We start from the raw sequence: 21,605 nt of genomic DNA on the forward strand, positions 1-21,605 counted from the left end.
TCGGTGGCCGCGGCCATCGAGCTGTACGGGGCCAACAGCGCCGAGTGCAACAGCACCAAGGCCGCCTGGAGCGCCGTCAGCGTCGCCGCCGCCTCCGGCGAGCCGGCCTGCGGCACCGCTCAGCCGGACTTCTCGCTCACGCTGAACCCGTCCTCCGGCAGCGCCCAGCCGGGCGGCACCGCCACCACCACGGTCAACACCCAGACGACCTCGGGCAGCGCCCAGACCGTCAACCTGACCGCCTCCGGACTGCCCAGCGGCACCACCGCCAGCTTCAACCCGGCCTCGGTGACCTCGGGCAACTCCTCCACGCTCACCCTGTCCGTCGGCGCCTCCACGGCCCAGGGCACCTACCCGATCACCATCACGGGCACCGGCTCGACCACGCACACCGCGACCTACACCCTCACGGTCGGCACCGGCGGCCCCGGCGGCCAGGACCCGCCTGACGTCAGCGTCGCCAACGTCAAGACGCACCTGGCGCAGCTCCAGAGCATCGCCACCGCGAACGGCGGCACCCGCAGGTCCACCGGCCAGGGCTACCTGCAGTCGGTCTCCTACGTCGAGCAGAAGCTCCAGGCGGCCGGGTACACCGTGACCCGCCAGGCCTGCAGCGTCTCCTACTGCACCAGCGGCGCCGGCCCCAACCTGATCGCCGACTGGCCCGGCGGCGACGCCAACCAGGTCATCATGTCCGGCGCCCACCTGGACAGCGTGGCCGCGGGACCGGGCATCAACGACAACGGCTCCGGCTCGGCCACCCTCCTGGAGGTCGCGCTGACCCTGGCCCAGAAGAACCCCACGCTCACCAAGCACGTGCGGTTCGGCTGGTGGACCGACGAGGAGCAGGGCCTGAACGGCTCCGAGGCCTACGTCGCCTCGCTCAGCTCGACCGAGCGGTCGAAGATCAAGGTCTACTACAACTACGACATGGTCGGCTCGCCCAACGGTGGCTACTTCATCAACAACATCACCACCACCGGCGCGTCCTACCTGAAGGAGTTCTACGACAAGCTGAACCTGCAGCCCGAGGAGAACACCGAGGGCGCCAACCGGTCCGACGACGCCTCCTTCCGCAACGCCGGCATCGCCAGCTCGGGCGTGGCGGCGGGCGCGAGCGCCATCAAGACCTCGGCGCAGGCGACCAAGTGGGGCGGCACGGCCAACCGGGCCTACGACTCCTGCTACCACTCCTCCTGCGACACCACCTCCAACATCAACGACACCGTCCTCGACCGGGCGGCGGACGCCGCGGCGTACGCCATCTGGAAGCAGGCGGTCGGCGGCACCACCCAGCCGCGTGACTTCTCGCTCTCCGCCAACCCCGGCTCGGGCACGGTGCAGGCCGGCTCCACCGCCACCACGACGATCGGCTCGACCACCACGAACGGGACCGCCCAGACGGTGAACCTGTCCGCGAGCGGCCTGCCGACCGGCGCCACGGCGTCGTTCAACCCGGCCAGCATCACGTCGGGCGGCTCGTCCAGCCTGTCGATCGCGACCTCGCCCACCACCCCGGCGGGCAGCTACCCGATCACCGTGACGGGCACCGGCGAGACGACGACGCACACCACGACGTACACGCTGACCGTCCAGGGCACCTCGGGCAACCGGACGTTCACCAACGACACCGACTACCAGATCAGGGACTACGCCAACACCCAGAGCTCGATCACGTCCACGGCGACGGGCACCGCGGCCTCCCCGGTCAAGGTGTCCATCACGATCAGCCACACCTGCGCCGAGGACCTCGACATCTGGCTCCGCGGCCCGAGCGGCACCTGGTACGTGGTCGACGCCTACGGCGGCACCACCTGCACGCAGTACGGCACCAGGACCTTCTCGATCCCGGTCAGCCAGCAGGCCGCCGGCACCTGGACGCTCGACATCGAGGACGTCTACGCCGGTGACACCGGATTCCTGGACTCCTGGAGCATCACGGTCTAACCATCGGAATCAGGAGTAGCGAGCCCCGGCCGGTCATCCGGCCGGGGCTCCTTCACGTCGTTGCGGGTGCGCACGCCGAGCTTCTGCAGCACCCGCGCGACGTGCGTGTCCACCGTCCGCCGGGACAGGAACAGCACCTCGGCGATCTCCCTGTTCGTCCGGCCCAGCGCGACCAGCCTGGCCACCTCGGCCTCCCGCGGCGACAACACCCCGCTGCGGCCCTTCCTGCCCCGGCGCGGCGCGCTGCCCGGCCCGATCTCGCGCAGCAGGTGGCGGCAGCGGGCGGCGTCGTGGGTCGCGCCCAGGCCGGCGTACCGCTCGCAGGCGTCCGCGATCAGGTCGGCGGCCCGTGCCCGGTCGCCCGTCGCCAGCCGGGCCGCCGCCTCGGACTCGGCCGTCCTGGCCACGCTGTAGGGCCTCGGCATCGCCTCGTACGCGGCCCGCGCCCTGGCGAAACACCTGGCCGCCTCCTCGTACGCGCCCCGGTCCAGGGCCAGCGAGCCGGCCGCCGCGTCGAGGCCGGCGTGCGCGGAGGGGGCGTCGCGGCCCTCGATGCCCGCCGCGAACTCGGCCACCAGGTCCTCGGCCTCCTCCGCCCGTCCGGCCTTCAGCAGCGCCGCCACGGCCGGCGGCACGAGCTGGTCGCCCCACACCCACATGCCCTTGCGCCGCAGTCTGGCCACCGCCCGCTCGGCCTCGGCCAGCGCCTCGTGCGGGCAGTCGCGGGTCAGGTGCAGCTCGATCAGGCCGCCGGAGGCCACGGCGGCGACCGGCAGGAACCCCGACTCAAGATCGTTGACCCCCGCCGCCACCAGGTGCTCGGCGGCCTCCTCCCACTCGCCCCTGGCCAGGGCCAGCATGCCCAGCGCGAGCCGGGCGTCCACGGCCAGCAGCGGCGCCTCGGCCGTCATCTCGACCGCCGCGACGGCCCGCTCCCGCAGGCCCTCCCAGCGGCCGGTGAGCAGGGCGAGCCGGATCGAGGACATCTCCACCAGGAACACCGGGTACTGGGCGCCCGTCTCCTCGGCGATGCGCCTGCTCTGGTCGGCGAAGCGCTCGGCCGCCGCGTAGTGGCCGAGCGCGATGGCCGCCTCGAACAGGTTGGAGTAGCCGCGCGCCACCTGCCGGCGCACCGCCGCCGAGGGGTCGTTCGCGGGCAGCGTCGCGGCCAGGTCGAAGGCGTCCGGCGAGCCGAGCATCATGGCCAGGCTGATCTTGTTGGCGTGCACGGCGGCGGTCAGCTCGGGATCCTGGTCCTCGACCGTGGCCAGCAGCTTCTCCGCCTGGTTCATCCACTCCTCGTGCACGGCCAGCGGCTCGTCGCCCCAGGCGGGCATCGCCAGCAGCGCGAGCCCGCGCGCGGCCAGGCTCGGCCGGTCGTGCAGGTCGGGCAGGGCCAGCAGGATCTCCTGGCGGCCGGCGGCGACCAGGCCCGCCTGGTTGGACAGCAGCACGCCCAGGTTCAGCCGGGCGGCGCCGCGTACGTGCCGGGACAGGAAGTCCTCGGCCAGCAGGTGGCGCAGCGAGCGCACCACCCGCCGGTAGGACAGCCCGATCGCGGCCACCCGGCTGAGCCGCAGCGCGAGCGGGCCGCGCGCGTCGTGCGGCAGCTTCGGGTCGGCCAGCATGCCCGCCAGCACCTCGACGGCGAGCGGGATGTCGCCCATGGCGGCGGCCTGGTCGGCCGCCGCCGGCCCGTGCCGCTGCCAGGACTCGAAGTCGCCCGCGCGCCTGGCGTGGTAGGCGAGCTGGACGAGCGGCGGCGGTTCGAGTGCGGACAGCGCGGTCACCGCCCGCTGGTGGGTGAGCCGCCGGTCGGGGCCGGGGATCGCGTCGTAGACGGCCTGCTGGGCGAGGGCGTGGCGGAAGCCGTACTGGCCGTCGTGCTGTTCGAGCAGCACGCCCGCCTTGAGCGCCTGGCTCAGCCCGTCGCCGAGGGGGTGGCCGGAGACGGCGGCGATGAGCTGCTCGTCGGCGGGCAGCCCGAGCACGGCGGCGGCGTGCACGGCGTGCAGCGCGGCCGGCGTGAGCCCGGTGAGCTGCTCGGTCATCGCCTCGCGCAGCAGCAGCGGCACCGCCATGCGCTCCAGGACCTCCGGCTCCTCCTCGCCGCCGAGTAGCTGGCCCTCGTCGTCGAGCAACGAGCGCACCACCTCCTCGATCACGAACGGCACCCCCGCCGTGCGGTCGTGCAGCTTCGTGACGAAGTCGGAGGTCAGCGTCGAACGGCCGAGCAGCGCCCCGGTCAGCCGGCGCACCCCCTCGACGTCCAGCGGCGTCAGCGAGATCACCTCGCTGCGCACCCCCGGCGGACGCCGGTACGCCCGCCCGAACGGCAGTCCCGGCACCGGCAGGCCCTCCCGGCGGAACGTCACCACCAGCGCGAGCCCCGCCGGCGGCTGGTCGGTGAGGAAGCGCAGCAGGTCACGGGTGCCGTCGTCGGCCCAGTGGAGGTCCTCGATCACCAGCACCGCCGGGCCCGCCGCGGCCAGCAGCGCGTGCACCGCGCGGAACAGGCGGTGGCGCTCGGCGCGCGGGTCGTCCAGCGGGGGCGGCGACGGCACCGGCGGCAGGTGCCCGGCCAGCTCCGGCAAATAGCCGCGCAGGGCGCCGGTGACCGGGTTGAGCGTGCCCGTCTCCGGCAGCGCGCACCCGACGTGCCGCAGCGCATCGAACACCGGGCCGTACGGGAACGGCTCGCGGATCTGGTGGCAATGGCCGATCAGGACGGTGCGTTCGCCGTCGGGCAACAGGTCGAGCGCGGCCCTGACCAGCCGGGTCTTCCCGATCCCCGCCTCGCCCTGCACGAGGATGACGGCCGGAGGGCCGGTGATGGCGTCGACGAGTGAGCGTAACTGGGCGTCACGCCCGATCAACCCAGGAGAAGCCAGGCTTGTCATCGGGGTCTCCGTAACAGTGCAGGTTTACTCCCCCTGTCGGAATACTGTTATCCATCACGGGTCAGCGCGGGTCAACCCTCTGTTTTCCGGTCAAATGCCGTGCCCTTGGTGGCGCCGGTGATCCCGGCGCCCTCGGCCGCCCCGTCCCGCGCGGGCGGCGCCTCAGGGGGCGACGGTGGTCCTGCCGTCGCCCGCCGGGGCGGGTTCGGCCAGGTCCACGCTGTCGCGGAGCTTGGCCGGCTTGAGGAACAGGGTGGCGATCACGCCGATCACCGCGATGCCCGCCGAGATCAGGAAGATGTGCCCGGTGGCGTCGCCGTACGCGGCCCTGACGATGCCCTTGAACGGCTCGGGCAGCGCCGCGATGTTGAGCGTGCTCCTGCCGCCCGCGGCCGCCTTGGCCGGGTCGATGCCCGCCTTGGCCAGCCCTTCGGCGATGCCGGTCGCGACCTGGTTGGCCAGCACCGCGCCGAGCACCGACACGCCCACCGTGCCGCCCAGCGACCGGAAGAACGTCACGGCCCCGCTGGCTGCGCCCAGCTCGCGCAGCGGCACGGTGTTCTGGATCGCGAGGACGAGGTTCTGCATCGACATGCCGACGCCCGCGCCGACCAGCACCATCGCACCGGCGATGAGCACGAGCGAGGTCTGGTGGTCCATCGTGGACAACACCAGGAACCCGACGGTCAGCACGACCGCCCCGGTCACGATGTACGGCTTGACGTTCCCGCTCCTCGACACCATGCGCCCGGAGATCGCCGAGGACAGCAGCACGCCGAGCATCATCGGGATCGTCAGCAGCCCCGCCTCGGTCGGGCTGTAGCCGCGGCCGATCTGGAAGTACTGGCCGAGGAAGACCGAGCCGCCGAACATCGCCATGCCCACCGCGAGGCTCGCCAGGATGGCCAGCGCCGGCGTCCGGCGGCGGATGACGTGCAGCGGCACGACCGGCTCCTTGACCACGGTCTCCACCCAGGTCGCGACCGCCAGGACGGCGACGCCGCCGAGCACCATCGCGGCCGTCTGCCAGGACAGCCAGTCGAAGGAGTTGCCGACGAAGGTCACCCAGATGAGCAGCACGCTCACGCCGGCCGCGATCAGCGTGGCGCCGACGTAGTCGACCTTGACGCCCTCGCGGCGCACGTGGGTCACCCGCAGGGTCTTCTGCAGCAGCAGGAAGGCGACCACGGTGAACGGCGCCGCCACGAAGAAGCACCAGCGCCAGCCGAGCCAGGAGGTGTCCGCGATCAGGCCGCCGAGCAGCGGCCCGGCCACGGTCGCGACGGCCATGACGCCGCCGAGGTAGCCGTTGTACTTGCCCCGGTCCTTGGGGCTGATCATCGCCGCGATGATCACCTGGACCAGGACCTGCAGCGCGCCCATGCCGAGGCCCTGCAGGGCGCGGAAGGCGATGAGCTGGCCGGTGTCCTGGGCGAAGCCGCAGGCCACCGAGCTGACCATGAAGATCACGATGGAGATCTGCAGCAGCAGCTTCTTGCTGAACAGGTCGGCCAGCTTGCCCCAGATCGGGGTGGAGGCCGTGGACGCCAGCAACGAGGCGGTGATCACCCAGGTGTACTGCGACTGCGTGCCGTTCAGCGCGCCGATGATCTGCGGCAGCGCGACCGACACGATCGTGCCGCTGATCATCGCCACGAACAGGACGAGCAGCAGCCCGCTCAGGGCCTCCATGATCTGCCGATGGCTCATCTGGCCCGGCGGCGCGGCCGGGACGGTCGGTGCGCTCATGCGCGGCCTCCTCCTACGTTAAAACAATGCCCAATGGGAAAGTTTGCCCGCTGAGCATATATTCCCGGACGGTAGGCTTGGCGCATCATGGACAGCACCGGCGGGCTGCGCGAGCGCAAGAAGGCCGAGACGCGGCAGGCCGTGCACGAGGCGGCCATGCGGCTGGTCGGGGAGCACGGCCTCGACGCCGTCACGGTGGAGACCATCGCCGACGCCGCGAACATCTCGCGCCGCACGTTCTCCAACTACTTCGCCGGCAAGGAGGACGCCGTCCTCTACGGCGAGGAGCAGCGCATCCGCGACCTGGTCGAGAAGGTGCGCGCCCAGCCGGCCGGCCGTACCGCCTGGCAGGCGCTCTGCGGGGCGATCGACGACGTGTTCGAGGAGGTGGGGGAGCCGGCGCGGGAGTGGGCCGTGCGCGCCCGCCTGGCCAAGCGGCACCCGTCGTTGCTGGCCCGGCAACTGGCCAACCACGCGGCGCTGGAGCGCGATCTGGTCCAGGCGATCTCCGAGCGGGAGAGCCCGGTGCGTCCCCAGGTGATGGCGGCCGGGTTCCTCACGGCGTTGCGGCTCGGGTCGCACCTGTGGGTCGAGGAGCGTCAGTCGCGCTCGTTGCGGGAGGTCATGGCTGAGATGCTCGACGAGATGTCCCGCCCGTTCAGCTGACCGCCCGCGTCCCGATGGGGGAACGCGGGCGGGAGTGGGAGCAGGGAGCGGGGGGCGGCGTCAGGAGCAGGTCGTGTTCGCGGGGGTGGCGGCCGTGCCGTTGGCGGTGAAGCCGATCACCACCGACGCGCCCGGCGCCAGGTTCCGCGCCCAGTCGGGCCCCTTGGCGGTCCAGGTGGTGCCCGAGACCGTCACCACCGCGTTCCAGGCGTTGTTCAGGGTGACGCCCGAGGGCAGCGTCCAGGTCGCGGTCCAGGCGTTGATCGGGGACGTCCCGGTGTTCTTCACCGTCACCTCGCCCTGGAAGCCGCCCTGCCAGGCGTTGGTCTGCTTGTAGCCGACCGTGCACTGCCCCGGCGGGGTCGCCGTCGGCGACGTCGTGGGGTTGCTCCCGCCCCCGGCCGGCGGGATCAGGTACGGCTGGAGGATGTCCTGCTTGGCCTGGTTGATGGTGGTCCAGTCGTCATTGGCGATGCCGCCGGTGTCGCCCGAGTTCGGGTTCCACGACCAGTACGTGAACGACATGCCGTTCACCCCGGTGCCGGTGTACTTCATGAGCTCCTGGAGCCAGACCTTGTCGACGTTCGAGGCCAGCGTGGTGCCGAACTCGCCCATCATGATCGGCGCGATGTTCTGCCGGTACAGGTATCCCCAGTACTTGTCCCAGATGGCGGGCATGTTGGCGGGGTAGTCGGGGGCGTCGAACCAGGTCTGGTGGTAGACCGAGGTGGCGTACTCGTGCGGTGAGTAGACCAGGCGGTTCGCGACATTGAGCCGTACCGGGTACTGGCCGGCCTTCGACAGGTTGCCGCCCCACCAGCCGCAGTCCTCGTCGTTGCTGGGATCGTTGTCCCAGACGTTCGACAGGCCGCCGCTCGGGCAGCTCACGCCCTCGACGAAGATCAGCCAGTTGGGGTTCACGCCCAGGACCGCGTTGCCCGCCCGTTCGGCCGCCAGGCGCCAGTCGCGGGCCTGGTCGCCGCAGCCCCAGCAGGCGCCGGTCGCGTTGGGGTTGGTGCCCTCGGCGTGCGGCTCGTTGTGCAGGTCGGCGCCGATGACCGTGGGGTTGTTCGCGTAGTGCTGGGCCAGGGTCTTCCAGTCGTTGATCCAGGTGCTCTCGGGGGTGGCGCTGACGTACCAGAGCGGGGACTGGCCGGCCGCGGTCGGGCGGTGGCGGTCGAGGATGATCCGCATGCCCTTGACGCCCGCGTAGTCCACGACCTTGTCGAGGATCTGCATGGGGGACAGGCCGACCAGGTCGGGGTTGACGTAGTCGTTGATCCCGGTGGCGGTGGCCCCCGGCTTGAGCGCGTCGTTGGAGTACGGCACCCGCAGCGTGTTGTAGCCCAGCGCGGCCATCTTGTCGATCTGGCTCTTCCAGGGGTTGCTCGACCACAGACCATGGAAGGTCTTGTTGTCCGTTTCCATCCCGAACCAGTTGATCCCGGTCAGCCGCACGGTCGCGCCGGTGCTGTCGAGGATCTTGTTGCCGCTGGTGTGCAGGTAGCCGGTCCCTGTTCCGGTCGCCGCGCCCGCCGGGGTGGTGGTCAGCGCGACGGCGACAGCCGCTCCGGCCACCACCGTGGCCAGGGCGGTCAGTGCCGCCTTCGAGGTCTGCATGGGGTGCCCTTTCCGCGAGGGGGAACGCGGCGTCATGCTCGGCCGCCGCGTTCGGGCACGTCAATGCGAGCACCCCGGTCAACCCCTTTGACCTGCGCGAACGCCTGAAACTTTCATGCCCTGGTAGTGCCAGGTGGAGTGCGGGTCCTCGCGGCCGCGCCAATGTGCCCGGACGCGTCCGTCACTTGAATGGCGGGCATGACGATCACGCGCATGACCATCCCCGGGCGCTGGGTGGAGGGCGCCGGGCTGGTGCTCGCACCGGCGCTGCTGCTCGCCGGGGTCCTCGTCCGCCTCGGCGCCGACGACTTCTTCCCCGGCCAGCTCGCCGCCTACGCCGCCGACCCGGGCCGCATGGCCCTGTCCTACAGCCTGTACGCCGCGGGCGCCGTGCTGCTGTGGCCGGCGGTTTCCGCGCTCGGCCGGGTGATCGCCGCCACCCGTCCGGTTCTGGCCGGGTGGGGCGTGACGCTGGCGGTGCTGGGGCTGTTCGGCAGGGTGTTCCACGCCGGGGTGAGCCATCTGGCGTTCCAGCTGGTGGACGCGCTGGGCCCGGAGGCGGCCGAACAGGTCGTCGCCGGCACGTACGGGGCCTTCCACGTGTTCAAGGCGGTCAACGTCTGCATCATGGGCGGCTGGGTCGTGCTGGCCGTCGGCGCCTTCCGTGCCCGGGCCTTCGGGGACGGGCCGGTCGGCGTGGCCAGGTGCGTCGCGCTGGCGCTGGCGGCCGGGCTGCCGCTCGGCGTGCTCAAGGGCAGCAGCGACCCGGTCTCGCTGGCCGCGCTGGCCGGGCTCGCCGTCGCGCTGGTGCCCATGGGCGTCGCGGTGCTCCGGACGGGCCCCGCGCCCCGCTGGTGGGCGCTCGTCCTCACGCTGGCGCTGGTCCCGGCGGCGTTCCTCGTGGGGATGGCGGGCTGACTCCTCTATAGTTGACATCAACTAGCCGACGATGGATAGTTGACATCAACTAAAGGGGACTCCGATGGAGAAGCGCCGCAAGGTGGCCAACCCGCTCGCGCTGGCGGTGCTGGCGTTCCTGCTGGTCGAGCCCATGCACCCGTACGAGCTGGGCCGTCGCCTGCAGGAGACGGACAAGGACAAGAGCTTCAAGTACAACCGCGGCTCGCTCTACATGGTCGTCAAGCAGCTCGCCAAGGCGGGGTTCATCGTCGAGCGGGAGACCGTCCGCGACACCGAGCGGCCCGAGCGCACGCTCTACGAGCTCACCGGCGAGGGCCGCGAGGAGCTCTACGACTGGCTGCGCGAGCTGGTCTCGACGCCACAGGAGGACTATCCGCACTTCGGCGTCGCGTTGTCGCTGATCAGCGTGCTCGACCCGGCCGAGGCCGTCGGGCTGCTGGAGCGCCGCGCGGCGGCGATGACCGCCCAGCGGGCCGAGCTCGCCCGGACCGCCGACGCCGCCCGCGCGGGCGGCGTGGCCTGGGTGTTCCTCGTGGAGGACGACTACCGCCTCGCGGTGCTCGACGCCGAGCTGGCCTTCGTCGCCCGCCTCATCGAGTCCCTCAGCGCACCTGACTACGCCAGGACCTGGCACGAGATGTTCGGGAGTCGGCAATGACAGCAGTGAGCACGGCAGTGAGCACGGCATTGGTGATCGGCGGGGGCATCGCCGGCCCCGTCACCGCGATGGCGCTGCGCCGCGCGGGGATCGAGGCGACCCTGTACGAGGCGTACGACCGCGGCGCGGAGGGCGTCGGCGGCACGCTCACGATCGCCCCGAACGGGCTCGCGGCGCTGCGGGCCGTCGGCGCGGAGGAGGCCGTCCGGGCGGTCGGCCAGCCGGTGGCGCACACGGTCGTCCGCGACGGCGTGGGCAGGCGCATCGGCGAGCTGGCCGGCCTGCCCGACCTGCCGCCCAGCCAGGCGATGTGGCGCTCGCAGCTCTACGGCGCGGTCCGCGACCGGGCCCTGGCCGCCGGCATCCGCACCGAGTACGGCCGGCGCCTGGTCGGCGTCGATGAGCACCCGGGCGGCGTCACCGCGCGCTTCGCCGACGGCGGCAGCGCGAGCGCCGACATCCTGGTCGGGGCCGACGGCATCCGTTCCGTGGTCCGGTCCCTGATCGACCCGGCCGCGCCGGGGCCGCGCCACGTGCCCCTGCTGAACTTCGGCGGCCTGGCCGACGTCGCCGTGCCGGCCGGGAGGCAGGCGTCCTACTTCGTGTTCGGACGGCGGGCGTTCCTCGGCTACTGGGTGCAGCCCGACGGGCGCACGGCCTGGTTCTGCAACGTCCCGCACGCCGAGCCGACGACGTCCGCGCAGGCGCGCCGGGTGCCGGCCGCGGAGTGGCTGAGCCGCCTGGGCGAGCTCTTCGCGGGTGAGGAGCCGGGGCGGGAGCTGGTGCGGCACACGTCCCCCGAGAACCTGGTGGCGCTCGGCACGGTGGAGATCATGCCGAGCGTCCCGCACTGGCACCGCGGCAGGATGGTGCTGGTGGGCGACTCGGTGCACGCGCCCTCGCCCAGCTCGGGGCAGGGGGCCTCGCTGGCCGCCGAGAGCGCCGTCCAGCTCGCCCGCTGCCTGCGCGACCTGCCCGGCGTGCCCGCCGCGTTCGACGCCTACGTACGGCTGCGCCGCGACCGCGTCGAGCGGGTCGCCGCCCGCGCCTCCCGGACGAACAGCAGCAAGACCCTCGGGCCCTTCGCCGTCACGATGATGCGGCTGATGATGCCGCTGGCCACCCGGACGTTCCTCGCCCCCGAACGCGCCCTCGGCCCCGAGCAGCGCCACCACGTCGACTGGGACGAGCCGGTGACGGCCTAGGAAGCGGTCAGCAGCTTGACGATCGCCACCACCCCGATGCAGACGACCGCACCGCGCAACACCGGCGCGGGCAGCCGGCGTCCCACCCGCGCCCCCAGGAACCCGCCGACCGTCGAGCCGAGCGCCACCAGCAGCACGGCCCACCAGTCGACGTCGGCCACCAGCGTGTACAGGACGGCGGCCGTGGCGTTGACCACGAGCGACAACACGTTCTTGGCGGCGTTGACGCGCTGCAGCTCCTCGTCGAGGAAGATGCCGAGCAGCCCGATGAGCAGCACGCCCTGCGCCGCGCCGAAGTAGCCGCCGTACGCCCCGGCGGCCAGCACGCCCAGCCACAACCAGGGCCCGCCGTGCGCCTGACGCGGACGGCTGGCCAGCAGCCGGCTGATCCTGGGCTGGGCCAGGACCAGCACGCACGACAACCCGATCAGCACCGTCACGACCGCCGTGAACGTGCGCTCCGGCAGGTTGAGCAGCAGCAGCCCGCCGATCAGCGAGCCCAGCGCGGAGGCCGAGGCCAGCCGGAGCAGGCGGCCGCGCTGACCCTTGAGCTCGGCGCGGTAGCCGAGGACGCCGGTCACGCCGCCGGGCACCAGGCCGATGTTGTTCGAGACGTTGGCGGTGACCGGCGGCAGGCCGACGGCCAGCAGCGTCGGGAACGTGATCAGCGACCCGGAACCGACGACGGCGTTGATGCCTCCCGCTCCGACGCCCGCCGCGAAGACCGCGGCCATCTCCCAAGGTGTCATGGCGGGTGACTCTAGTGCGTGGCCCTGGTGCGCTCGCTGGTCAGGTGGGGGTCAGCGGGTGAGGGTGCCCGCGCGGACCAGCCAGTCGACCGCCTCGGCCACCGCCTCCAGCGAGGTGTGCCGGGGGCGGTGGCCGAGCAGCCGCGCGGCCTTCTCCATGCTGCAGTGGGGGCTGTGCGCGATGTGGTCGTAGGTGACGCGGGCGTGGTGCTCCGGCACGGTCTCCCGCCACTGCTCCCACGGCAGGTACGACAGCCGCGCCTCCCGGCCGGACCAGCCCGCCACCGCCTCGGCGTAGCCGCGCAGCGTCAGCGCGGTCACGGCCACCGAGTGGAAGCTCTCGCCCCTGGCGGCGGCCGGGTTGTTCATGGCGTCCACGAACAGCCGGGCGACGTCGTCGGCGTGGACGTGCTGCACGGTCTCCATGCCCAGGTTGGGCAGCCGCACCTCCTCGCCGTCGGCCAGGGCCTGGAACACGGCCGGGTCGAGGTTGCCGGCCGGGTTGACCGGGATCCAGCCCGGACCGGTGATGTGCCCGGGATGGACGATCGTGGCCGGGAAGCCCTCCCGCGCGGCCAGGTCGAGCAGGTACGCCTCGATCGCGGCCTTCTGCCGGCCGTACTCGCCGATGGGCCGCTTCGGGCGGTCTTCGGTGGTCGGGACGCGGGTGCTCGGGCCGTGCACCCAGATCGTGCCGCAGTGCAGGAACTGCCGGACCCGGCCGGCCAGCGCCCCGGCCAGGTGGCGGGCGCTCGCCTCGGTGAAGCAGATGAGGTCGACGACGACGTCCGGCTCCAGCTCGGCGATCCGCCGCCCGAACGTGCCCGCGGCCTCCTCGGCCTCCCGGTCGGCGACCACGCCGGCGACCCGCTCCCACGCGCCGTGCGGCGTGTACGGCTCCCGCTTGCCCCGGCTCACCGCGACCACGTCGTGGCCCGCGTCCACCAGGCGCGGGACCAGATAGGTGCCGATGTGCCCACTCGCCCCGATCACCACTACGCGCATGCACCCACCCTAGACCGGCTCGAACCGGCCCCCCGATCGCCGTGCCCGGCGGCGATCAGGCAGGCCGCCCGATCGCCAGGTCGGGGGCGTTCAGGCAGGGCGCCCGATCGCCAGGTCCAACGCGTGGGCCGGGTCCTGGCCCGGCGACGGGCGCCAGGCCACGTGCTGGTCGGGGCGGACCAGGGCCAGGGTGCCGGCCGCGTCCGGCAGGTCCACCTCCCGCAGCGGCACCCCCAGCTCGGCCGCCCGCTCCACCAGCACCTTGGCCTCCGGCGACGACAGGTCGCCCACCAGGCTGAACCCGGGCCCGAGCCGGTCGTAGAGCGACTCGCCCGGAGCGAGCCACCGGTGCGGCAGCCGCTCGCCGCACCCGCCGGCCACCACCGGCGACCCCGCGTACGTGTACCCCAGCACCAGGTCCAGGCTGTGGAACTCGCTGTCCTTGGTCCGCCGCACCGCCTCCGCGACGGCCGGGCGCACCCGCTCGAACTCGGCGTCCGACCCCATCAGCGCGGGATCGGCCAGTTCCGGCGCGAGCGTGGCCATGTTGGCGGCGGCGGCCTCGATCGTGGCCGCCGCGACCGGCCGGCGCTCGGCCTCGTAACTGGTCAGCAGGGCCGCCGGGGCCCATCCGTTCAGTACGGCGGCCAGCTTCCAGCCGAGGTTGACCGCGTCCCCGATGCCGGTGTTGAAGCCGTGGCCGCCGTAGGGCGGGTTCTGGTGCGCGGCGTCGCCCGCCAGGAACACCCGCTCGCCGGCGTACCGGTCGGCCAGCAGCATGCGCGCGGTCCACGGGTCGGTGGCCAGGATCTCGACCTCGACGTCGGCCCCGACCAGGTTGCGGACCAGGCGCACCGGGTCGGTCCCCTCCGCCGGGACGCCCTGGGCGATGCACCACCACAGGTCCTCCAGGTCGAGCCGGCCGAGCATGCCGGGCTGGGCCGGGTTCAGCACCCAGTAGTGCACGGCGGGACCGTGCGGGACCCGCTCGGCCAGGCCGGGCGCGCGGAAGACGACGTTGAAGTTGGGCCTGGCGTCCTGGCGGCCCTCGTAGCGGGCGCCGATGGCCGGGCGCGTCACGCTGCGGGCGCCGTCGCAGCCGACGACGTACGCGGCGCGCACCTGGCGGGTGCCGCCGTCCGCGGCGGCCAGGTCGGCGGTGACGCCGTCGGCGTCCTCGCGCAGGCCGGTCACCCGCCAGCCGGTGAGCAGCGCGTCACCGGCGGCCTCGCGCAGCACCTCCTCGACGATCGGCTGCGGCACCTGCTGGCCGGGTTCTGCGGCCAGGTCGGAGCCGGTCAGGTCGAGGCCGAAGCAGCCGCCGATCCTGGTGATCTCGCGGCCCAGCAGGCCGGTCGTGAACACCGCCTCGTCCGACCAGGAGACCGCGAGCGGCGCGCGGGCGCGGACCGTCTCGGCCAGCCCCCACCTGCGCAGCAGCTCCATCGACCGCGCCGACGTGGTCTTGGCGCGCGGACGCAGCCACGACACGCTCTCGCGCGGCTCGACGACCATGCTGCGCACCCCGTGATGGGCCAGCTCCACGGCCGTCGCCAGCCCGACGGGCCCGCCTCCGGCGATCAGTACCGGTATGTCGGTCTGGCGCACGCTTGCTCCCATTCGTCATGGTGATCATCGGCATACTCCAAGCGCCGCGCGTCCCACGTCAAGCTCGGGCCGAAACCGCCCGCCGGATCACCGATCGGGAACGATCTAGAGGACGGCCGCCGGACTTGTTACGGTCGTTCCATGACTGAGTCCTCGGCGGTGCCGCTGCACATGCGGCGGTTGGAGTTCGATCCGGCCCCCGAGCTGGGCGAGGTGCGCGACCAGGAACGGATCAAGCGCATCGACACCCTCCTCGGCCTGGAGGCGTGGGTGGTGACCCGGTACGCCGACGTCCGCGAGGTCCTGGGCGACGCCGACCGGTTCAGGCTCGCCAGGCAGGGCTCCGCCCGCATGCCCGGAGCGCCCGAGCTGACCGAGGAACAGCTCGCCGAGCTGCGCGCGGGCAACCTCCTCGGCCAGGACCCGCCCGAGCACACCCGGCTGCGCAGGATGCTGACGCCCGAGTTCACGATCCGCCGGATGAAGCGGCTGGAGCCCCGCATCAGGGACATCGTGCACGAGCACCTCGACGCCATGGAGGCCGCCGGCTCCCCGGCCGACCTGGTGTCGTCGTTCGCGCTGCCGATCCCGTCGCTGGTGATCTGCGAGCTGCTGGGCGTGCCGTACGAGGACCGCGCCGACTTCCAGCGGCGTTCCGGCCGCATGCTGGACCTGTCGCTGCCGGTCGAGGAGCGGGTGGCGGCCAACTTCGAGTCGCGGGCCTACATGCGCGAGCTGGTCACCCGCATGCGCACCGACCCGGGCGAGGACCTGCTCGGCATGCTCATCCGCGAGCACGGCGACGACCTGACCACCAGCGAGCTCGTCGGCATCGGCAACCTGCTGCTGCTCGCCGGGCACGAGACCACCTCCAACATGCTCTCGCTCGGCACGCTCGCCCTGCTGCGCAACCCCGGGCAGCTCGAACTCCTGCGCAAGGAGCCCGAGCGCATCGACGCGACGGTCGAGGAGCTGCTGCGCTGGCTCAGCATCGTCCACTCCGGCACGATCAAGATCACGTCCAGGGAGGTCGAGCTGGCCGGGCGGACCATCGGCGCGGGCGAGATGATCCTGTGCTCGCTGCCCGCCGCCAACCGCGACCCCGGCTTCATCGCCGACCCCGACACCCTCGACATCACCCGCGGCGCCCCCGGCCACGTCGCCTTCGGTCACGGCGTCCACCACTGCCTGGGCGCGCCGCTCGCCCGCATGGAGATGAAGATCGCCTTCCCCGCGCTCTTCGAACGTTTCCCCGGCCTGCGCCCGACCGGGTCCACGCCGGAGTTCCGCTCCTTCAACGTCGTCTACGGCCTGACCGAGCTGGAGGTCGCCTGGTAGCGGCGGGCACGCGGATTTTGTCGGCGGCGCCGGATAACGTGCGGGTGTCATGCCAACCGAAGCCAGGCCACACGAGCTGATCGGCAGGGACCACCCCGCCGCGCTGCTGCGCGCCGAGGTCGCGCGGGTGGTCGACAGCCACGGCGGCCTGGTCCTCGTCACCGGCGAGGCCGGCATCGGCAAGACCACGCTCGTCACCAGCGCCGCCGCCGAGGCCAGGCGCAGGGGCGCGCTCGTGGTCGGCGGCGCCTGCTGGGATTCCGGCAGCGCCCCCGGCTACTGGCCCTGGGTCCAGGTCATCCGCGCCCTGCGCCGCTCGGCCGCCCCCCACGAGTGGGCCGAGGCCGAGCAGTCAGCCGGCGGCAGCCTGGCCGCCCTGCTCGGCGAAGCGGCGGCGCTCGCCCAGCCACACCTGGAGGTCACCGCCGCCGACACCGCCGCCGACACCGACACCGCCTCCGCGTTCCAGATCTACGACGCGGTCACCACCGCCCTGGTGTCCCTGTCCCAGCACCACCCGCTCGTGATCGTCATCGACGACCTCCACGCCGCCGACCCCGCCTCGCTGCGGCTCCTCGAGTTCGCGGCCCGCCAGACCTGGTTCGAGCGCCTGCTCCTCGTCGGCACCTACCGCGACGCCGAGGTCGAGCCGGTCGACCACCCGCTGCGCGACCTGCTGTCCCCGCTCGTCGCCAAGGCCACCACCATCACGCTCACGGGCCTCGACCAGGCCGGGGTAGGCGCCCTCATGGCCCGCACCGCCGGGCTCGACCCGCCCCCCGACCTGGTGGCCGAGGTCCACGTGCGCACCGGCGGAAACCCGTTCTTCGTCGAGCAGACGGCCCGGCTGTGGCGCAGCGGCGGCTCGGCCACGGCCGTCGCGCCCGGCGTCCGCGACGCGCTGCTGCGCCGGCTGTCCCTGCTGCCGCGTCCGGTGTCGCAGCTGCTGCCCGCCGCGGCCGTGCTCGGGCGCGAGTTCCACCGCCAGGTGCTGGCCGCCACCGTGGCCGCGCCCGTGGCGCACGTCGACCGGCTCCTCGACACCGCCGTGATCGCCCGGCTGGTGGTCACCAAGGGCGGCGGCCGGTTCGCCTTCGCCCACGACCTCGTCCGCGAGACCCTCTACGACGCCGTCCCCGACGTGCGCGACCTGCACGCCGCCGTGGTGCGCGCCCTCGACGGCGCCCCCGACCTGGCCCGCCGCGTGCTGCCGAGCGACCTGGCCCGGCACGCCTACCTCGCCGGCGACCGCGTCGACCCCGAGCGCGCGATCGACCTGCTGCAGGCCGCCGCCCGCGCCGCCCGCAGCCGGCTCGCCGGCGAGGAGGAGCTCGGCCACCTGCGCCGCGCCCACGAATTGAGCGCCGCCGCCGCGCCCCGCCGGCGCGTGCTGGTCTGCCTCGACCTCGGCCGGGAGCTGCACCACCGCGGCGATCGCGACGCGGGCCGCCGGCTGTTCGAGGAGGCCGGCGCCGTCGCCGCCGAACTCGGCGACCCAGAGCTGACCGCCCGCGTCGCGCTGGTCTTCCGCTCCCACTACGGCCACGACGACTCGCTCGACCGGTTGCGCCGGGCCCACGCCGAGCTCGTCGGCGAGCCGGCCCCCGACGACCGCCTGGCCCTCGACCTGGTCTTCCACCTCACCGCCCAGGCCCGCCAGGGAGGCGACGACGACGTCCTGGCCTTCAGCCTGTGGGCCCACCACGACATCATCTGGGGCCCCGGCACGGCGGGCGAGCGGGTGGCGCTGACCGGCGAGCTGCTCGACGTCGCCCGGCGCACCTCCGACCGCGAGCTCGAACACCTCGCCGGCGCCCTGCGCTGGGTGGCCATGATCGAGGAGGGCGACCCCCGCTACCTCGACCGGTTCCACGACTACGCGGCCAGGGGCCGCAGCACCGACGACGCCCACCTCAACCTCACCACGTCCGTCGACGCCAGCATCGTCGCCGCGCTCGCAGGCCGCTTCGCCGAGGCCGAGTCGCTGATGACGGGCCTGTCCCTCGACGGCAAGGACCACGACTTCGACGTCATGCTCGACCACCACCGCTGGGCGATCGCCTGGCTCCAGGGCAGGGTGGAGGAGCAGGAAGACGTCCTGCGCAGGCTCAGGGCCGGCCGCCACCCCGACCGCGGCCTGCTGGAGGCGCTGACCGCCCTGCAGGCCGGCGACGTCGGCACCGCGCTGCGCCACCACGCGGCCGGCGCGCGGGTGGGGCGCATGGCCGAGCCGCTGTGGCTGCGTTTCCAGGCGGAGCTGGCCGCCGCCACCCACGACCGGGAGCTCGCCGCCGGCGCGCGGGCCGCGCTGCTGCCGCACCGGGGGCGGTGGGCGGTGTCCTACTACGGCTGGGACATCAGCGGCCCCTACGACCTGTGGATCGCCCTGCTCGACCTGGCCGAGGGCCGGTGGGCGGAGGCGGCCGAGGGGTTCGCGCGGGCGTACCGGTCGGCCGACCGCATGCGGGCCCGCCCGTGGTCGGTCCTGGCCCGTGCCCGCCTGGCCGAGGCCCTCCTGACCGGCGGCGACACCGCCGGGGCCCGTCCGCTGCTGGAGGAGGTCCGGCGCGAGGCGGCCGAGCTCGGCATGCAGCACGTCCTCGACACCCTCCCGTCGCGGGGCGGCGCCGCCGACGAGCCCGCACCCCCGCGGGCCCCCGCACGTGACGAGGGCCCCGAGCCGGCCACCGGCGACTTCCGCAAGGACGGCGAGGTCTGGGCCCTCAGGTTCGCCGGGCGGCTGGCCCACATGCCCGACGCCAAGGGCCTGCGCGACCTGCACCACCTGCTCGGCCACCCCGGCGCCGACATCCCCGCCGTGGCCCTGCTCGCCCCGGAGGGCGGCGACGTCGTGCTCGCCGCCCGCGCGATGGGCGGCGACGCCGTGCTCGACGAGGAGGCCAAGGCCGACTACCGCCGCCGCCTGTCCGTCCTCGACGACGAGATCGACCGGGCGGCCGAACGCGGCGACGACGACCGGGCGGCCGAGTACGACCGCGAGCGCGCGGCCCTGCTGGAGGAGCTGCGCACGGCCGCCGGGCTGGGCGGCCGCTCCCGCCGTCTGGGCGACGAGGCCGAACGGGCCCGCAAGACGGTGACCGCCAGAATCCGCGACACCCTCCGCAAACTCACCCAGACCCACCCCGAACTCGCCACCCACCTCCGCGCCACCATCTCCACCGGCGCCACCTGCCGCTACCAGCCCACCACCCCCATCACCTGGCACCTCTGACCGAGCCGCCCCGTCCCGCGCCGCCGGCACCGCCGAGTTCACCGCCCGCGTCCCGCACTACTGCTAGCCCGGGGGCAGCCGCACTTATCGAAGCAGCACGGATCGGGCGCGAAGGCAGGGATGCCTGCTTCGCGCCCGATCCGTGCGGTGGCGGGCTACTTGCGGTTGTAGAGGCGCATGGTCAGGGTGCCGAAGACCGCGATGAGAAGGACGGACGCGATCAGCACCCAGGTCAGTTCACCCACGTCCGGGCTGCCCGCCATCAGCGAGCGGACGGCGGCCACCAGGCGGGTGATCGGGTTGACGTTGACGAAGATCTGCAGCCAGCCGGGCATCGTGGCCGGGTCGACGTACACGTTGCTGAGGAAGGTCAGCGGGAACAGGACGAGCATGCTCATGCCCATCACCGACTTCTCGCTCCGCATGAGCAGGCCGAACATCGTCCACACCCACGAGAAGGCGAAGGAGAAGCCGAGCAGCAGCACGATCCCGGCCAGCACGCCGGTGACGCCCCCCTGCGGGCGGAACCCCAGGGCCAGGCCGACGGCGAGGATGACCGTCGAGGCCAGGGTGTAGCGCAGGACGTCGCCGAGCAGGTAGCCCACCATGGTCGAGGGACGCCAGATCGGCAGGGTGCGGAAGCGGTCGAACACCCCCTTCTCGATGTCCTTGTTGACCTCCACCCCGGTGTACATGGTGATCATCACGACGCTGCTGACCATGATCCCCGGCAGCAGGAACTGCAGGTAGTCGGTCGGCGAGCCGGCCAGGGCGCCGCCGAACAGGTACGTGAACATCAGCGTCATCATGAGCGGGAACGCCGTCACGTCGAACAGCTGCTCGGGCACGTGCTTGATCTTCAGGATGGCCCGCCAGCCGAACGTGACCGACGCCGACCACGCGCTCGGCCGAGGGGGCTTCACCCCGGGGGCCAGGACGGTGCCGAGCACGTCGGCGGCGGGGGAGTAGGTCGTGGCGGTCTCGGTGGTGGCGGTCATGCTGCGGCCTCCTGCGCGGTCGCGGACTCGGCGGTCTCGGTGGCGGGGTGGTCGGTGAGGGCGAGGAAGACCTCGTCCAGGCTGGGCTGGCCGAGGGAGAAGTCGTCGACGACGATCCCGGCCTCGGCCAGGCGGCCGAGCGCGCGCGAGGCCTGCTCGGCGGCGGCGGCCTCGCGGCCGTGGCCGGTGATGCGGGCGGTGAGCGAGACGGGGTCGGCGTCCAGGTAGACGGGCGCGTCGAGGACCTGGGACAGCAGCCGTTCGGCTTCGGGACGGGTGGCGGGGTCGCGCAGCCGCACGTGGACCGAGCCCGCGCCGACGGACGACTTGAGCTCGCCCGGCGTGCCCTCGGCGATGACCCTGCCGTGGTCGATGACCGCGATGCGGCCGGCCAGGCGGTCGGCCTCCTCCAGATACTGGGTGGTGAGCAGCACGGTGGTGCCGTGGGCGACGACGATGCGGACGATGTCCCAGACCTGGTTGCGGCTGCGCGGGTCCAGGCCGGTCGTCGGCTCGTCGAGGAAGAGCAGGTCAGGCGTGTTGAGGATGCTGGCGGCGATGTCGATGCGCCGCCGCATGCCGCCCGAGTACGTCTTGACCTGCCGCCCCGCGGCCTCCGTCAGCCCGAACGCCTCCAGCAGCTGCGCCGCCCGCTCCCGGGCGGCCGGCTTGCGGTGGCCGAGCAGGCGGCCGAGCAGGATCAGGTTCTCGGCGCCGGTCATGTCCTCGTCGACGGAGGCGTACTGGCCGGTCAGGCTGACGCGGCCGCGTACGGCGTCGGCCTCGCGCACCACGTCGTGCCCGAACACGGTGGCCTCGCCGCCGTCCGGCCGCAGCAGGGTGGCCAGCATGCGGACGGCGGTGGTCTTGCCCGCGCCGTTGGGGCCGAGCACGCCGTAGACGGTGCCGGCCGGCACCTCCAGGTCGAGGCCGTCCACGGCGCGGTTGTCGCCGAAGACCTTGACCAGGCCGGAGGTCTGTATCGCCAGGTCTCGCATGGGTGTTCCTC

General features: G+C 73.1%; 15 protein-coding genes. 7 read left to right on the forward strand and 8 right to left on the reverse strand.

The window, feature by feature from the left end:
• Positions 1–1,947, forward strand: a 1,947-nt coding sequence (locus tag AB0J71_RS34110) for a M28 family peptidase (protein WP_364418027.1), incomplete at its 5' end; no start/stop codon positions are given.
• Here the strand turns inward: AB0J71_RS34110 and AB0J71_RS34115 are convergent.
• Together AB0J71_RS34115 and AB0J71_RS34120 are read right to left on the reverse strand one after the other, a co-directional pair.
• Positions 1,944–4,847: an AAA family ATPase gene (locus AB0J71_RS34115; protein WP_352320606.1), complete on the reverse strand. Its 2,904-nt coding sequence runs from the start codon at positions 4,845–4,847 to the stop codon at positions 1,944–1,946. The two genes, AB0J71_RS34110 and AB0J71_RS34115, sit on opposite strands and share 4 nt — an antisense overlap.
• Positions 4,848–5,009: 162 nt before the next feature.
• A complete protein-coding gene (locus AB0J71_RS34120; RefSeq protein ID WP_352320616.1) occupies positions 5,010–6,539 on the reverse strand; it encodes an MDR family MFS transporter in 1,530 nt (509 codons plus the stop codon).
• Between the two features lie 144 nt (positions 6,540–6,683).
• On the opposite strand from AB0J71_RS34120, the gene AB0J71_RS34125 reads away from it, so the two are divergent.
• Positions 6,684–7,262 (forward strand): helix-turn-helix domain-containing protein, encoded by a 579-nt coding sequence (locus AB0J71_RS34125; protein WP_352320604.1) that lies wholly within the window; start codon positions 6,684–6,686, stop codon positions 7,260–7,262.
• Between the two features lie 60 nt (positions 7,263–7,322).
• Here the strand turns inward: AB0J71_RS34125 and AB0J71_RS34130 are convergent, their stop codons facing one another.
• Positions 7,323–8,882: a cellulase family glycosylhydrolase gene (locus AB0J71_RS34130; RefSeq protein ID WP_364418029.1), complete on the reverse strand. Its 1,560-nt coding sequence runs from the start codon at positions 8,880–8,882 to the stop codon at positions 7,323–7,325.
• 198 nt (positions 8,883–9,080) lie between these two features.
• Here AB0J71_RS34130 and AB0J71_RS34135 point away from each other — a divergent pair, with 198 nt between their 5' ends.
• From AB0J71_RS34135 to AB0J71_RS34145, 3 genes are all read left to right on the forward strand, one after another.
• Complete coding sequence (locus AB0J71_RS34135; RefSeq protein WP_364418031.1) at positions 9,081–9,800, forward strand: hypothetical protein; 720 nt, start codon at positions 9,081–9,083, stop codon at positions 9,798–9,800.
• A 64-nt stretch (positions 9,801–9,864) separates the two neighbouring features.
• On the forward strand, positions 9,865–10,461 hold the full coding sequence (locus AB0J71_RS34140) for a PadR family transcriptional regulator (RefSeq protein ID WP_352320599.1): 597 nt from the start codon (positions 9,865–9,867) through the stop codon (positions 10,459–10,461).
• A 17-nt stretch (positions 10,462–10,478) separates the two neighbouring features.
• A complete protein-coding gene (locus AB0J71_RS34145) occupies positions 10,479–11,666 on the forward strand; it encodes an FAD-dependent monooxygenase (protein ID WP_364418033.1) in 1,188 nt (395 codons plus the stop codon).
• Here AB0J71_RS34145 and AB0J71_RS34150 read toward each other — a convergent pair.
• From AB0J71_RS34150 to AB0J71_RS34160, 3 genes are all read right to left on the reverse strand, one after another.
• Positions 11,663–12,415, reverse strand: a complete 753-nt coding sequence (locus AB0J71_RS34150; protein ID WP_352320596.1) for a sulfite exporter TauE/SafE family protein — start codon at positions 12,413–12,415, stop codon at positions 11,663–11,665. The genes AB0J71_RS34145 and AB0J71_RS34150 overlap by 4 nt on opposite strands.
• Before the next feature lie 51 nt (positions 12,416–12,466).
• Positions 12,467–13,420, reverse strand: a complete 954-nt coding sequence (locus tag AB0J71_RS34155) for an NAD-dependent epimerase/dehydratase family protein (protein ID WP_364418035.1) — start codon at positions 13,418–13,420, stop codon at positions 12,467–12,469.
• Positions 13,421–13,510: 90 nt separating this feature from the next.
• Entirely contained in the window at positions 13,511–15,028 is a 1,518-nt protein-coding gene (locus AB0J71_RS34160) for an FAD-dependent monooxygenase (protein WP_352320592.1), read from the reverse strand.
• Between the two features lie 141 nt (positions 15,029–15,169).
• Between AB0J71_RS34160 and AB0J71_RS34165 the strand changes: the two genes are divergently transcribed.
• Together AB0J71_RS34165 and AB0J71_RS34170 are read left to right on the forward strand one after the other, a co-directional pair.
• A complete protein-coding gene (locus AB0J71_RS34165; RefSeq protein ID WP_352320591.1) occupies positions 15,170–16,366 on the forward strand; it encodes a cytochrome P450 in 1,197 nt (398 codons plus the stop codon).
• 49 nt (positions 16,367–16,415) lie between these two features.
• Entirely contained in the window at positions 16,416–19,598 is a 3,183-nt protein-coding gene (locus AB0J71_RS34170) for an AAA family ATPase (RefSeq protein WP_364418037.1), read from the forward strand.
• Positions 19,599–19,753: 155 nt separating this feature from the next.
• Here the strand turns inward: AB0J71_RS34170 and AB0J71_RS34175 are convergent, their stop codons facing one another.
• A complete protein-coding gene (locus AB0J71_RS34175) occupies positions 19,754–20,596 on the reverse strand; it encodes an ABC transporter permease (RefSeq protein ID WP_352320589.1) in 843 nt (280 codons plus the stop codon).
• Positions 20,593–21,594, reverse strand: coding sequence for an ATP-binding cassette domain-containing protein (locus tag AB0J71_RS34180; RefSeq protein WP_352320587.1), 1,002 nt, complete (start codon positions 21,592–21,594; stop codon positions 20,593–20,595). Before AB0J71_RS34180 ends, AB0J71_RS34175 begins: the two co-directional genes overlap by 4 nt.
• Positions 21,595–21,605 lie beyond the last annotated feature (11 nt).

Source organism: Nonomuraea sp. NPDC049637, assembly GCF_040675235.1.
GTDB lineage: Bacteria > Actinomycetota > Actinomycetes > Streptosporangiales > Streptosporangiaceae > Nonomuraea.